Origin of the sequence: Weissella confusa, from assembly GCF_004766315.1 — a bacterium.
GTDB lineage: Bacteria > Bacillota > Bacilli > Lactobacillales > Lactobacillaceae > Weissella > Weissella confusa_A.
The window spans coordinates 26283-39956 of record NZ_PVSN01000051.1 but is presented as its reverse complement, the minus strand read 5'-3'; the positions used below and the strand labels follow the sequence as shown (position 1 = coordinate 39956).

The 13674-nt window shown below is 47.4% G+C and carries 14 protein-coding genes and 2 riboswitches; of the genes, 11 read left to right on the top strand and 3 right to left on the bottom strand.

Annotation, left to right across the window (positions count from 1 at the left end; translation table 11 throughout):
- The first annotated feature begins 30 nt into the window (after positions 1-30).
- Positions 31-756 (top strand): class A sortase, encoded by a 726-nt coding sequence (locus tag C6P11_RS07515; RefSeq protein ID WP_135520004.1) that lies wholly within the window; start codon positions 31-33, stop codon positions 754-756.
- 52 nt (positions 757-808) lie between these two features.
- Here C6P11_RS07515 and C6P11_RS07510 read toward each other — a convergent pair whose 3' ends face one another.
- Complete coding sequence (locus C6P11_RS07510) at positions 809-1465, bottom strand: metal-dependent transcriptional regulator (RefSeq protein ID WP_135520002.1); 657 nt, start codon at positions 1463-1465, stop codon at positions 809-811.
- Between the two features lie 186 nt (positions 1466-1651).
- On the opposite strand from C6P11_RS07510, the gene C6P11_RS07505 reads away from it, so the two are divergent.
- Positions 1652-1966, top strand: a complete 315-nt coding sequence (locus C6P11_RS07505) for a hypothetical protein (RefSeq protein WP_135520000.1) — start codon at positions 1652-1654, stop codon at positions 1964-1966.
- A gap of 47 nt (positions 1967-2013) precedes the next feature.
- On the opposite strand, the gene C6P11_RS07500 is transcribed toward C6P11_RS07505, so the two are convergent.
- Positions 2014-2562 carry a folate family ECF transporter S component gene (locus C6P11_RS07500; protein WP_135519998.1) on the bottom strand — a complete coding sequence of 183 codons (549 nt, stop codon included), beginning with the start codon at positions 2560-2562 and terminating at the stop codon, positions 2014-2016.
- Positions 2563-2604: 42 nt separating this feature from the next.
- Positions 2605-2703, bottom strand: a riboswitch (THF riboswitch).
- Between the two features lie 266 nt (positions 2704-2969).
- On the opposite strand from C6P11_RS07500, the gene C6P11_RS07495 reads away from it, so the two are divergent.
- From C6P11_RS07495 to C6P11_RS07485, 3 genes are read left to right on the top strand one after another with little or no spacing between them, the layout of a single operon-like run.
- Positions 2970-3824, top strand: a complete 855-nt coding sequence (locus C6P11_RS07495; RefSeq protein WP_135519996.1) for a homoserine kinase — start codon at positions 2970-2972, stop codon at positions 3822-3824.
- A 15-nt stretch (positions 3825-3839) separates the two neighbouring features.
- On the top strand, positions 3840-4832 hold the full coding sequence (rbsR, locus tag C6P11_RS07490; RefSeq protein WP_004560464.1) for a ribose utilization transcriptional repressor RbsR: 993 nt from the start codon (positions 3840-3842) through the stop codon (positions 4830-4832).
- 33 nt (positions 4833-4865) lie between these two features.
- Positions 4866-5882, top strand: a complete 1017-nt coding sequence (locus C6P11_RS07485; protein WP_135519994.1) for a DUF3114 domain-containing protein — start codon at positions 4866-4868, stop codon at positions 5880-5882.
- Between the two features lie 56 nt (positions 5883-5938).
- Here the strand turns inward: C6P11_RS07485 and C6P11_RS07480 are convergent, their stop codons facing one another.
- Positions 5939-7294 carry an aspartate kinase gene (locus C6P11_RS07480; RefSeq protein WP_135519992.1) on the bottom strand — a complete coding sequence of 452 codons (1356 nt, stop codon included), beginning with the start codon at positions 7292-7294 and terminating at the stop codon, positions 5939-5941.
- A gap of 108 nt (positions 7295-7402) precedes the next feature.
- Positions 7403-7572: riboswitch (Lysine riboswitch) on the top strand.
- 105 nt (positions 7573-7677) lie between these two features.
- Between C6P11_RS07480 and alr the strand changes: the two genes are divergently transcribed.
- From alr to dapB, 6 genes are read left to right on the top strand one after another with little or no spacing between them, the layout of a single operon-like run.
- Positions 7678-8793: an alanine racemase gene (gene alr, locus C6P11_RS07475; protein ID WP_135519990.1), complete on the top strand. Its 1116-nt coding sequence runs from the start codon at positions 7678-7680 to the stop codon at positions 8791-8793.
- Positions 8794-8806: 13 nt separating this feature from the next.
- Positions 8807-10093 carry a diaminopimelate decarboxylase gene (gene lysA, locus C6P11_RS07470; RefSeq protein WP_135519988.1) on the top strand — a complete coding sequence of 429 codons (1287 nt, stop codon included), beginning with the start codon at positions 8807-8809 and terminating at the stop codon, positions 10091-10093.
- An 18-nt stretch (positions 10094-10111) separates the two neighbouring features.
- Positions 10112-10825: a 2,3,4,5-tetrahydropyridine-2,6-dicarboxylate N-acetyltransferase gene (gene dapD / locus C6P11_RS07465; RefSeq protein ID WP_135519986.1), complete on the top strand. Its 714-nt coding sequence runs from the start codon at positions 10112-10114 to the stop codon at positions 10823-10825.
- Between the two features lie 17 nt (positions 10826-10842).
- Entirely contained in the window at positions 10843-11988 is a 1146-nt protein-coding gene (locus C6P11_RS07460) for an N-acetyldiaminopimelate deacetylase (RefSeq protein ID WP_135519984.1), read from the top strand.
- Positions 11989-11998: 10 nt separating this feature from the next.
- Positions 11999-12877 (top strand): 4-hydroxy-tetrahydrodipicolinate synthase, encoded by an 879-nt coding sequence (dapA, locus tag C6P11_RS07455; RefSeq protein WP_135519982.1) that lies wholly within the window; start codon positions 11999-12001, stop codon positions 12875-12877.
- Positions 12878-12879: 2 nt separating this feature from the next.
- Positions 12880-13620, top strand: a complete 741-nt coding sequence (gene dapB, locus C6P11_RS07450) for a 4-hydroxy-tetrahydrodipicolinate reductase (RefSeq protein ID WP_135519980.1) — start codon at positions 12880-12882, stop codon at positions 13618-13620.
- Positions 13621-13674: the final 54 nt, after the last annotated feature.

Genomic DNA, 13674 nt, shown 5'->3' with positions numbered 1-13674 from the left:
TATCAGTAAATTAACAGGGGTGACGTTGATATGGGTGAAAAGAAAAAGAAGAAAAAATTTGCTTGGTTCAAATGGCTAGTCGTACTTTTGATTTTGCTAATTTCGCTAGGTTTGATTTTTCATAATGAGATTGCCAACTACAGTTTGAAGTCATTCGAACCGCAAGTGACAAAGCAGTCGATCAAGGCAGGCGAGAAGGAGAAGAAGCAAGCAAACTACAATTGGCAGAAGGTGGGCGCTTTGACCGCACAGCAGGTCCTACAAGCACGCTTGAATTCAGATAAGATTAACTTCATCGGGTTTGTCGCCGTGCCTGAGGTGGGCATTTCAGTGCCAATTTCAAACGGCACAACTGATTTGAACTTGTCACTAGGTGCCGGGACGATGTTTCCTGATGAAGTGATGGGAGAAGGCAATTACGCGTTGGCATCCCACTTTATTCCGGGTGACTCAGGTCGTGATTTGTTGTTCTCACCACTTTACTACAAGGGGAAAGTGGGCCAGGACATATATCTGACTGATATGAACACCGTTTATCGTTATAAAGCAGTCGATTTCAAGGTGATTCAGCCAACCGATGTCGATTGGGTATACCCAGTTGAAGGTAAGAAGTTGGTCACGCTGATTACGTGTGATTACACGGCGAAACGTGGGCGTATTATGATGCGTGGTGAGCTGCAAGATGTGAAGAGCTGGGCTGACACGCCAAAGCACATCCAGAAGGCGTTCACGACGGATAACCGTTGGATTAAGTAAAGATATGCAAAAAGCCATTGGCCCGCATCCGTGGGGCCAATGGCTTTTGTTGTTAGTTGTTAATGTAGATAAAATCAGCAGCGTGTTGGGTAATCTGGATTTCGTTTCGTCCGTCCGTCAAAACAAGCGGTCCATCGAATGGCAAACGTTCCTTGATTGTCCACGTGCTACCAAGGGTTACACCAACTGTCTCTACATATTGGAGCAACTCTAAGTCTTCCGTAAAGCTATTAAGCGTGACGGTTTCGCCATCATTTGCTTCACGTAACGTGCGCAACTTATCTGGTTCGTAATTGTAATTTGCGTCCGGAATGAGCAAACCATGAGGTGAATATTTTGGATAATCCAAGAACTTCTCAAGGGCGTTAACAAATTCATCGTCGGCATCGTGATCCAAGTTGTCAGCGTTAAAGTGCGCTTCAGAAATTGAAAGGCCAAGCTTAGTTGCCCCGAATGTTTCAATCAAACGGTGTGAACGAATCAAACGAAGGGCAGTTTGACGACCAGGTTCCGTCAGCGTAACGCCGTAATAAGGCACCACATCAACTTCGCCGGCTTCTTGCAACTTCGCTAACATGTTTGAAACTGAAGAAGGCGTGACGTTCAAGTGATCAGCGATTTGATTGTTTGAAATCTTGCTGTCGTCATCACCACCGCTTAGCTCTAAAATCGTTTGCAGATACTGCGTCTTTGATACGGATTCGCTCATAATGAAATTCCTTTTTACGATTAATTTGTTTAGTGCATTAATTATAACATGATGTCGTGGATATAAAAGTTAAGTCCTTTAAAAAACATAAAGGTGATTTGCCGAAAAATAAAATTCAGGATATGCTTAGTTTGTTGATAGTGCACTGGTGGTATCGCCGCCAGGTTTGAAGTTTTGGAGGCAGACATGCACGGACAGGAGTTTCACCAAAAAAACAAGCTACACGGGGAACAAAAGCTGTGGGCACTATTAGATAGCGCTCGCGAAATCCCGCAGCAAACCGCATTGTTCGTTTATTCAGCCGTTAAGCAATCTGGCTACGGTAAGCGACAAGTATTCGTTGGACGCGTTTATGACAGTTGTGTCTATCATATTGGTTGTGACACAATCGAAAATGCGTTCAAGCTAAAGTTCAGTACACCTGATGAGCGCAATAAGTTCGCCAATTCATTTGAGGCAGCTTGTGTCGAACAAGGACTAGCTGTTCATCAAAGTTTCTAAGTCACACAAAAAGAGGATCCGACTGGTGTCGAATCCTCTTTATTTAATTACTTCATCATTAGGCGTGACTTCATTTGCTCAAGAACTGGGTGGTTCAAGAAGAAATAAAGGATAATCGCTTGAATTGGTAGGAAGATGATTTGCTTCACACCACGTACCCAAAGGAGTGATGTGATTGCGTGTGGATCAGTCATACCACCCATAATTACAATCCATAGCGTATTCATAATAGCATTTACAATAACCAAAACTAGAATAACCGTGATGATAACGCGGGCCCAGCTGATGTGCTCGCGGTTATAGAATGAGAAGCCGTAGATGGCAGCCCCAACTAGAGCTGACAGGGCGAATCCCCAGAAATAGCTGTAACCACTAATCATCGTTGAAATAAAATCGTTGAAGAATGCAACAATCATTCCCCAGTAAGGGCCGTACCACTTGGCAATCAACCCAACAACGATGAACGTGAAACCAACCTTAACGGAAGCTGGTCCAAACGTAAAACGGCCGATGACGATTTCCAACGCCATCAAAATTCCTAGTAATGCCAACTGCGTCGTGCGCAAACGTGGCAATGCGTAACTTAATGTCTTCATATCGAAAACACCTCCTAATTTTATTTGGAGGGTTTCACCTATTACAGTGAATGTGATAATGATATCGCGAACGTACCAGTCCTTCGTCTGTGGCCCACATTCCGTTTCCACAGCACTTAACGCATCAAAATCTACCCTGCATTTTTGTTACGAGTTCTATTGTAGAACAACTTGGCCGAAAGGGATACAAAAAGTTATTAAATTGACCAAAGTAAAATGTTTAACAACGAAAGAAAAATGTTAAAACGTTTTATCGTTCGGAATATACGAACAATATTAGTTGATAGAGGCAACTAATTTGCGAATTGTTGGTCAATTTGTGAACATAAGTCGCAATAAGGGGCTGTAAAACCTTTCAAAAGTTGGTAAAATGTTTACATGGTATTTAACCCGGAAAGAGATTAATCATGATAACAATTAAGGTACCTGCAACATTAGGCAATTTTGGACCTGGGGTCGCGTCGCTAGGCATGGCGCTAGACCTTTCATTAACGGTCGAAATCATTGAAGCAAGCAATGTTTGGGTGGTTGAACACAATCTAGGGGATACGATTCCTTATGATGAGACGAATTACATTGTGGCGGTTGCCAAGAAGTTGTATCCAGATATTACGCCACATGTACTACGCGTGACGTCAGATATTCCGTTGCGCCAAGGCTTGGGTTCATCGACGGCGGCACTTTTGGCAGCGATTGAGTTGGCGAACCAACTGGGCGAACTCGGTCTAGATGACTACACAAAGCTGACGTTGGCCGCTCGTACGGAAGGACAACCAGCGAATGTCACGGCGGCGTTGCTTGGTGGTGTGACAGCTAGCTACTTAAACGACGGTAACGTTTTCGCTAGTGGGGTGGTCGCGCCTGAATATCAAGCGGTAATCTATTTACCTGATTACCAACGCACAGACAAGGCTGACAAGCCAACCGAAATCACGCTAGCAGATGCAACCGGAACGGCAGCTGCCGGTAATATGTTGTTGGCAGCCTGGCAGTCACAACAATTGGTATTGGCTGGGCAATTGTTGGAAACCGATAATATCCAACGGGCAGTGATTAATGACGTGCCAGAGTTGGGCGCGATTCGCCAAGCATCACATGCACTTGATGTATACGGATCAGTGGTTGCGGGTGATGGACCAGCGGTGGTGACGTTGGTTGCACCAAACCAAACCCAAGATTTGTTAGATGTGCTGGCTTATTTGGATTTGCCAGGTGAATTTAAAGTGGTTGATATTGCAGGAACTGGGTTAACAGTGTTTTAAGAAGGAGACGGAATAATGGGGAAGGCTTCAATCCGTGACGTTGCTAATTTGGCGGGGGTTTCAATTGCAACTGTGTCACAAGTACTGAATGGCAAGGGAGAACGATTCTCAGACGCCACGAAACAAAAGGTGTTGGCTGCACGTGACGAGGTTGGTTACGTGCCAAACGCCAGTGCCCGTAGCTTGAAACGTGGGACAACGACGATGATTGGCGTCATTGTACCAAGTTTGCGCAATCCATATTTTGGTGACATTGTGCAACGTATGCAAGAGGTGTTGCCAGAAAATGTGTCATTGCAAATCATGACAGCGGAAACCAGCACGGCTGATCAAACAGTTGAAACATTGGTAGCTGCGGGAGCACAAGGCTTGGTTGTAGCGAGTCAATTGTCTAATCCACCTGCCGTTGCGCGTAGCTTGCGTCGCCGTGGCATTGCCATGGTCGTGCTTGAAAACCACGATGAATTGGAAGATGCGGATGCCGTTTATGCATCAGATACGCAAGGTGGTCGCAAGGCTGCAGAACACTTGATTGCATTGGGCCACAAGCACGTGGTGTTGTTGGGTAATCAGGTTTATACGGATAACTTGCAATACCGTACCGCTAGTTTCAAGGAAACGATGGCCGAAGCTGGTGTGAAGGTTAGCGAAGTGGCCACACGTAATTTGACGAAGCACGCTGGTCGTGCGGCCGCGATGGCAGTCTCAGTCACGCATGCGACAGCTGCTTTTGCGTTGAATGATGAGCTAGCAATTGGTGTGATTTCGGGATTGAATGCAATCGGAATTAAGGTGCCAGAACAAATGTCAGTCATCGGTTATGACGACACTGATTATGCGGAGTTCTTCCGTCCAGCGTTGACGACGATTGAGCAACCGGTCTGGGATATCGCCAAGGCCGCCTTGGATTCAGTGCTCAAGCGGATTGCAGAACCGGACGCACCACGCCAAGTTTCAGCGTTCGATGCAAACTTAGTTGTACGCGAGTCGACTGCACCATTAGCTTAATTATGGTAAGCTAGTACCTTGAGGAGGTGCGCCATGACAATTTTGTTTAAGCGAACACGCGATTTAATAGCGAATCCGACCGGAGTAACCGAACATAAGGCAGCAATGTCAGCAGCTTTGATAGGGCAAGTTGAGACATTGATGGCTGATGGTTGGTTACCTAAGTCCTTGGCAGCATATGTTGAGGCCGTTGCGAAGGAACCTGAGCTAAACGATGCGACGATGATGGACGTATTGGAAGCCAAGTGGTTTGAAGCACACAGAGTGGGATCAGCGCTCTTTACAGAAATGTTAGTAGCCGGTTTCCACCGTGGTAGCGCGCCAGCAACTGACCGTTTGGGGATGTTGTACAATGTTTTGGGGTTATATCTAGATGAAACCAACTTTGTGCAAATGACACATTTGGGTCTTTGGGATGATCGTGAAGCAACGCCTAGCTTATACTACCTACAAATTAACGATGAAGATGAACTACAAGCGTATTGGCAGTTTGTTAATCGTGTTGCCTACTTGATGCGATTAAAGTACCGTGCTTGGAACGGTATTCGCTCACGTTATGCAACCAGTCGATTGTTGACGGCGACGTTTGACAACCAACTGCGTTACTATCTTGGTAAGCCAGTGTCTGATTTTGTGCGTGCCCAAGGCTGGACGCGTGCGATGTATGAGGCAAAGGTCCTTGAAGAGATGGGTCACGAGGTGCTGCACCCTGGTGTTAGTCTGCACAATCGTGGCGTAGCGGACCAATCAAATGTGAAGGTGGTCACACCTGATTATCACGTTGAATTGATTTTCGATTCAGCTGATCAGATTGTGTCATTGTGGCAACCACTTGAAGCGCATCAAGTGATTGTTGCAGATGGGTCAGTACGTTTCGTGCAAGATCATACTGTTTACTCACTTGATGAGTTGCAGATGATTGCCAACACTGAGTCAGCTAACTATGCTGGCCAAGGTGGTGAAATCCACCAAGCGTTGGATGTTCGCCCAGCTGCCCGCAACGCCGGTCTAGAAGCAACGTTGCGTAATTACGCGAAGAATCAATTTTAATCACAAATGAAAGCCGAGAATCTGTTTTAAACAGGTTCTCGGCTTTTTGTTGTTATTTAGAAGACGGCGTCGTAGATAACGCGGACGGCGTAGTTGACTTGGCTGGCTTTCACACCAAGCATCAATGAAATTTGTGAGGCACCCTGGTTGATCATCGGCAACGTAATGCCGGCTTCAGACAAGGGTGTTGCGATTTCCGAGAAAGCGCCAACACGGTTTTGCATACCTTCGCCAACCACCATGATAATCGCAAAATCATCAATCCATTCTAGATGGTCCGGTGCGATTTCGGCTTGAATTTCAGCGCAAATGACATCCTGAATTGGTTGGGTGAGCTGGGTCTTATCAAAGATAATCGTCATGTCATCGATACCTGATGGCATGTGCTCATAACTTACACCGTGGCGTGCCAAGATTTGCAGAATTCGAAGCGTGAAACCAACTTCCTTGTTAAGCAAGTAGCGGTGAAGGTACAAAGCAGCGAAACGGTCGTCGCTGGCAATGCCAGTGACCTTCGCTGGATTAGAAACTTGATCTACCGGCACAATCATCGTGCCAGGTGCATCTGGCTCGTTCGTGTTCTTCACGTTAATTGGTATATCCGCCTCGATAACTGGAATAATCGCTTCATCGTGAAAAACGGCGAAACCGGCGTAGGCGAGTTCTCGCATCTCGCGGTAGGTCATGGTTTCAATCGCAGCGGGTGTTTTGATGATGTGTGGATCGACGGCATAGATAGCTGAAACATCAGTGAAGTTTTCGTACATATCTGCGTGGAATCCACGGGCCAAAATGGCACCGGTAATATCAGAACCACCGCGACTGAATGTCGCCATTAAACCATCAGTGGTATAGGCAAGGAAACCAGGGACAACAATCAAGCCTTCACTAGGGAGTGTGAACGCAGCGATGCGGTCATAGCTATCTTCGTTCACACGTGCCGCCATAGGTGAGCCTGAGACGGTTAAGCCAAGGTCATGCGGTGACACAAATTGCGCCGGATGACCGAGCTCGCGGAGAACATATGCGACCAATTGTGCATTCAAATATTCGCCATGCCCCATGAAAGCTGCATATAAGTAATCAAATGACGGGTAGTGAATGCGACTCAATTGCGCAAGTTGATCAGATAAGGATGATAGAATCTCATTTTCTTCTAATTCAAAATAAGTAACGATGTCACGGTAACGTTGTAAAATCTGCGTTTGAATATCGGTCGTGTCTTCGCCAACAATTGTCAGTTGCGCGTAGGTCTTTAATAAATCAGTGACTTTAATATCTTCTTTGAAACGCTTGCCTGGCGCTGATACAACGAGAATTTTACGCTCTGTATCGGCCAACATAACATTTAAAACTTTTTCGAGTTGAGGTCCGTTCGCAAGGGAGGACCCGCCAAATTTTACAACTTTCATGATTAACTCCTTCGAATAATGGCTAATTGACGATAATTTAAAAAGAAAAGTTCTCAAAAGTCAACCCTTGACACTCATAATGCTAAGGAGTATTCTAATCGTATCTTAATTATTGATAGAGGTTGCGACCAACAAGAGTAACTTAACCGAGCCGGCACCGGCAAGGACGTTAAGTGAAAGGGGCGGTCGCCGAAATGAATTAGCGCAACTAATTTGTTGGGACAACAGTTAAGAGCTGTTGGACTGTCGCTGGAAATCAGCGGAGAGCTATCGTAACAGTCTATTTGAATGCTTTTTCGAGCGATCAACTGACAGTGCGATAGTGCCGTCGGTTGATCGTTTTTGTTTGCCCGACGGACACTAAAGAAAAAGAGGAAAGCATCATGGTAGTAGCAGTCACACGTCCGACACGTCTTAATATTTCGCAAGCAGCAGTCACGCACAATGTTCAACAGGTTCGTGAAAGTGCCCACGCAAGTTTCGTTTTTTTGGCAGTGAAGGCCAATGCTTATGGTTTTGGGTTGGTACCCATGAGTCAAGCGGCCTTAGCGGGTGGCGTTGATGGATTGGCTGTCGCAGTTTTGGATGAAGGATTGGCATTACGCCAAGCAGGTATCACCGCACCAATCTTGGTGTTGGGGATTACGTTGCCACAATATGCGAAGTTGTTGGCCGATAACCAAGTGATGGCAACGGTCGGTTCGCTTGCTTGGTTAGAAACGGCAGCCGAATACTTAAGTCCTGATGGGCCACGTTTGCAAGTGAACTTGGCGGTAGATACCGGTATGGGGCGCATCGGCTTCCGTGAACGGGCGACGTTGGAAACGGCAATTACCTATTTGAAGGCCCATGATGACATTTTTGATTATCAAAGCATCATGACGCATTTCTCTGAAGCAGATTCGACAGAGGAAGATTACTTCCATCAACAATTGCACTGCTGGCACGAGTTGACGGATGGCCTGCCAATGCCTCCTTTGGTTCATCTCGCTAACTCAGGAGCCGCCATGTATCACGCTGACGAAATGCCAACGGATGTCATTCGGGCTGGTACGGTGGTGTACGGCGTTGAACCATCGCTTGGTGAACTTCGTGATGATGATTATTTGGAGCCGGTGATGACACTTGAAACGGAGTTGGTCTTCGTCAAGCGTTGCCACAAGGGCGAAGGTGTGAGCTACGGTCACACGTACTACACCGAAGAAGGCGAGTGGATTGGCACAGTGCCGGTTGGTTACGGTGACGGTCTACCACGTAAGATGCAAGGATTTGAAGTGATTGTGAATAGCGAGAATCGTCCAATTGTTGGGAAGCTAGCCATGGATCAGATGATGATTTCATTGCCTGGTGAATTACCAATTGGGACGACCGTTACGATTATCGGTCGCCAAGGTGATGTTGAAAACCGCCTTGAAGATGTCGCTGATTATGTGGGATTGGCACCTTGGGAAATTTCAACTGGCTTACAAGAACGCATTTATCGTCAAATTACAGATTAGTAGGGGAAATAAGATGACAACACCATATGAAACGAATGCTGCCGGCCATTTGACGGTTGGCGGTGTAGAAGCAAACGAATTAGCAGAACGATTTGGCACACCTTTGTATGCCTACGATGTGTCAGCAATGCGCCAACAGATGCGTGACTTCAAGCGCGTTTTTACAGAACGCCAGGTCGATTACGCCGTCTCATACGCTTCAAAGGCTTTCGCAACAGTTGCAATGTATGAGGTGGCTGCCCAAGAAGGGATGCATATTGATGTTGTGTCGGGTGGTGAGATTTACACGGCCCTTGAAGCGAACTTCCCAATGAGCGATGTCTCTTTCAATGGTAATAACAAGTCTGAAGAAGAACTTGTGATGGCGATTGAGAACAATCTAGGCACGATTATTGTCGACAACTTTTTCGAACTGCATTTGCTTCATGATTTGTTGGCTGAACGTGACCGTGTGCAAAACATTTTATTACGTATTACGCCAGGTGTTGAGGCGCACACGCACGATTACATTTCGACAGGTCAAACGGATAGTAAGTTTGGCTTTGATGTGAATAGTGGCCAAGCCCAAGCGGCATTGCAAGAAGCATTAGCTGATCCGCACTTCAATGTGTTGGGTGTTCACGCACACATCGGGTCACAAATCTTCGATGTGACTGGTTTCCAAATGGCAGCCACAAAGCTGGTTGATTTGGTTCATGAATGGGGCTTCAATCCGAAGGTGATTAACACCGGTGGTGGTTTCGGCATTCGATATACCGAAGATGACGAACCGATTCCAGCATCTGATTTCGTAGCAGCAATTATCGATACGATTGCTGAAAAGACGACTGAATATGGGATGCCAATGCCAGCCGTCTGGATTGAACCAGGTCGTTCAATTGTTGGTCCAGCAGGTATGAGTTTGTACACGATTGGCTCACGTAAAGATGTGCCAGGCATTCGTTCATACCTAGCTGTTGATGGTGGGATGGGTGACAATATTCGTCCTGCTTTGTACCAAGCCAAGTACGAAGCGGTGTTGGTTAACCAACCAGATGCACCAACTGAAGAAGTCGTTCGTGTTGCTGGTAAGTACTGTGAATCAGGGGATGTGCTGGTTTGGGAGCAGGCGTTGCCAAAGACGAAGGCTGGGGATGTCCTCGCCGTTCTGGCAACCGGGGCATATGGTTACTCGATGGCATCCAACTATAACCGCAACCCACGTCCCGCTGTTGTCTTTGTTGAAAACGGTGAAGCGAGGGTGGTTGTTGAACGTGAAAGCTACCAAGATATCGTGCGACTAGATCGCCACTACTTATAGGAAGAAAGAGGTCATAACATGGCAGAATTAGACGCACAATCAATCATTAATTTCATTGCAACTGCACCCAAGCAAACGCCAGCACGCGTGACATTAGCGGGGGACTTGGCCGATATCGTTTGGCCAGAAACGGTCCAAGCATTTATTGAAACGCGCACGGGGACCGTTATTGGTGACTATAACGAAATTGCGCCGGTATTGGCGGCGCATGCCGACCAAATCACGAATCAACACGTGGAATTGTTGGCTCGCAACTCTGGTGTGCCGTTGCTTAATTACGATGGTGTGCCAGCCCGTATTGAACCGGGTGCCGTTATTCGTGATCAAGTCGAAATTGGCGCGAACGCCGTCATTATGATGGGAGCCATTATTAACATCGGCGCTGAAATTGGACCTGGTACGATGATTGATATGGGTGCTGTACTTGGTGGCCGTGCCATTGTTGGGGCGCACAGTCACGTTGGTGCAGGTGCCGTACTGGCTGGGGTGGTTGAACCAGCTTCAGCACAACCGGTGCGCATTGGCGATAACGTGTTGATTGGTGCGAATGCGGTTGTGATTGAAGGGGTTCAAGTAGGTGACAACGCGGTGGTTGCGGCTGGTGCGATTGTCACGAAGGACGTCCCTGCGAACACAGTGGTAGCTGGGGTGCCAGCGCGCGTAATCAAGGAAATCGATGCCCAAACGAGTGCGAAGACAGCATTAGTTGATGCATTACGTAATTTGGATTAATGAAACAGGGGTAGCATATGACGACACTAGATTTAATCAAAATTCGACGTGATTTGCATCAAATCCCCGAACTAGCCTTACACGAAACGCAAACGCATGCGTATTTGAAAAACGTTATCGAAACATTCAAAACGGATTTCATGACGATTCGTGAAATACCTGAGGTGCCAACGGCTTTGTTGGTGCGCCTGGCTGGCACAAATCCGACCCGGACCATTGGGTATCGCGCCGATATCGACGCCTTGCCAATCACCGAAGCGACCGGATTGCCGTTCGCTTCGACAAATGAAGGTGTGATGCATGCCTGCGGACACGATATGCATATGACAGTCGGGCTTGGTGTGCTGGCATACTTTGCCACGCATCAACCGAAGGATAATTTAATTTTCTTCTTCCAACCGGCTGAAGAGTCAGATTATGGTGGACGACGTGTGTATGAAGCAGGGGCCTTTACGGGAGACTGGCGCCCTGATGAATTCTACGGCTTGCATGATCATCCTGGCTTACCAGCTGGTCAAATTGCGAGTCACATGGGTACGCTGTTTGCCGGGACAACGGAAATTCACGTCACGTTTACTGGTCGTGGTGGGCACGCCGCATTTCCACATCAAGCGACCGACGCAATTGTGGCAGGGGCAGTGTTTGTATCGGCGATTCAGACGATTGTGTCACGCAATGTTGATCCAGTTCGCGGTGGCGTTGTGACGTTGGGGACGTTCCATGCCGGGACGATTGGTAATGTGATTGCTGAAACGGCGCACTTGGATGGCACAATTAGGGCTTTCCGCCAAACAGACATTGAAATGATGCAACAACGCGTGCGCGACATCGTTGCCGGCATCGAAACGACATATGGTGTGACCGCGGATTTATCCTTAATCCAAGGTGGCTATCTACCGGTTGAAAATGATCCGACCACAACACAATTATTCATTGATTATATGACCAACGCACCTGACGTTGATTACACGGACATTGCCCCAGCTATGACCGGGGAAGATTTTGGTTATTTGTTACACCAAATTCCAGGGACGATGTTCTGGCTTGGTGTCGATGATGCATCGCATAGTTTACATGAAGCAGGGTTATCACCAAATGAAGCGGCCATTCAGCCAGGTGTGAATGCGATAACGGGTTACTTAACATGGCGCATGGCGCAATAGGGGAAGAGTGATGTACGAAAATATTGAATTAATTACCGCAATTATTACGCCATTTACGGCGAATGACCAAATTGATTATGTGGCATTAGACCGACTAGCAGATCGGTTGTTGCATGAGGGAACCCAAGGATTTGTCATCGGGGGCACAACAGGTGAATCACCAACGCTAACGCATGACGAAAAAATTGCGTTGTATACGCATTTCGCTGCTCATATCGGCGAGCGTGGCGTGGTGGTTGCTAATGTTGGTGATAATAACACGGCACATTCAGTGGCGTTGGCTAAGGAAGTGAGCGCCATTCCTGGTGTCGATGGCTTGTTGGCGGTGACGCCTTATTACAATAAGCCAAGTCAGGCGGGGATGATTGCCCACTTTACGGCGATTGCTGACGCATCAAGCGTGCCGGTAATGCTGTATAACATTCCGGGGCGCTCAGCGGTGGGACTAACGAATGACTCTGTCGTAACGTTGGCCCAACATCCAATGATTAATGCGGTTAAGCAAGTAACTACGATTGATGATTTGGCATTCTTGGTTGGTCACACACCAGCTGATTTTGCAGTTTACACTGGGGAGGATGCCCAAACGTTGGCGGCCAAGGCGGTCGGCGCAACGGGAACGATTTCAGTGGCTGCTCACGTATATAGTCGCGAAATGGCGGACTTGTTTGTGGCGGTTGCGGACGGTAATATCGAAACAGCAGGACGCTTGCAACGTTGGTTAACGCCACGCATGAACGCGTTCTTCCGCTACCCATCCCCAGCGCCAGTCAAAGCAGTATTGGCACAACGTGGCGAAATCGAAAACACGACACGTTTGCCAATTTTGCCATTAACGGACGCTGAATTGGCGGATGTGCAAGCGACACTCAATGAAAAGGACGATTAAACATGACAACAGTTTTATTAGCCGGTGGCTTTGGTAAAATGGGGCTGGAAATCCAATCGCTCATTGCTGAACAACCAGATTTAGAATTAGTGGGAATTCTCTCAGCAACGCTTCATGAAAGTCCCATTTCCGTGTATACTGAACTGGACGAGATCGACACGCCAGCCGATGTTTGGGTGGATGTGACGCAACCTGAATCAGCCTTTGATAATGCGACTTATGCGTTGTCTCATGGTTATGATCTGGTTGTTGGTACCAGTGGGTTGTCCGCTGAAGACGTGACGCAATTGGGACACCTGGCACAGAAGTATAATCGTCATGCGATTATTGTGCCAAACTTCTCATTGTCAGCTGTTTTGCTGATGCAATTTGCTGAGCAGGCAGCCAAGTATATGCCGGATGCTGAAATTATCGAAATTCACAATCCGCATAAGTTGGATGCACCATCTGGCACGGCCAAAGCGACGGCTGCAAAAATTGCGGCTGCCCGTGAAGCTGAACCAGTGGCACAACGCCAACATGATGCGACCCGTGGTGAAGTTATTGATAACGTGCCCGTGCACGCCGTTCGTTTGCCAGGCTACGTTGCCGAAGAAGAAGTCATCTTTGGTGCGCCAGGTGAAACGCTACGTTTGAAGCAAACGTCATTTACACGCACATCATTTATGGGGGGCGTTGCGCTAGCTATTCGTCAGGTTCATCAAATCGATGGGCTGGTAGTCGGTCTAGAACACCTATTGTAATTGTTGCCCAAGTCCAGCGAGGCTTAAGAAAAAAGAATGGCCTGAGAGCCAAAG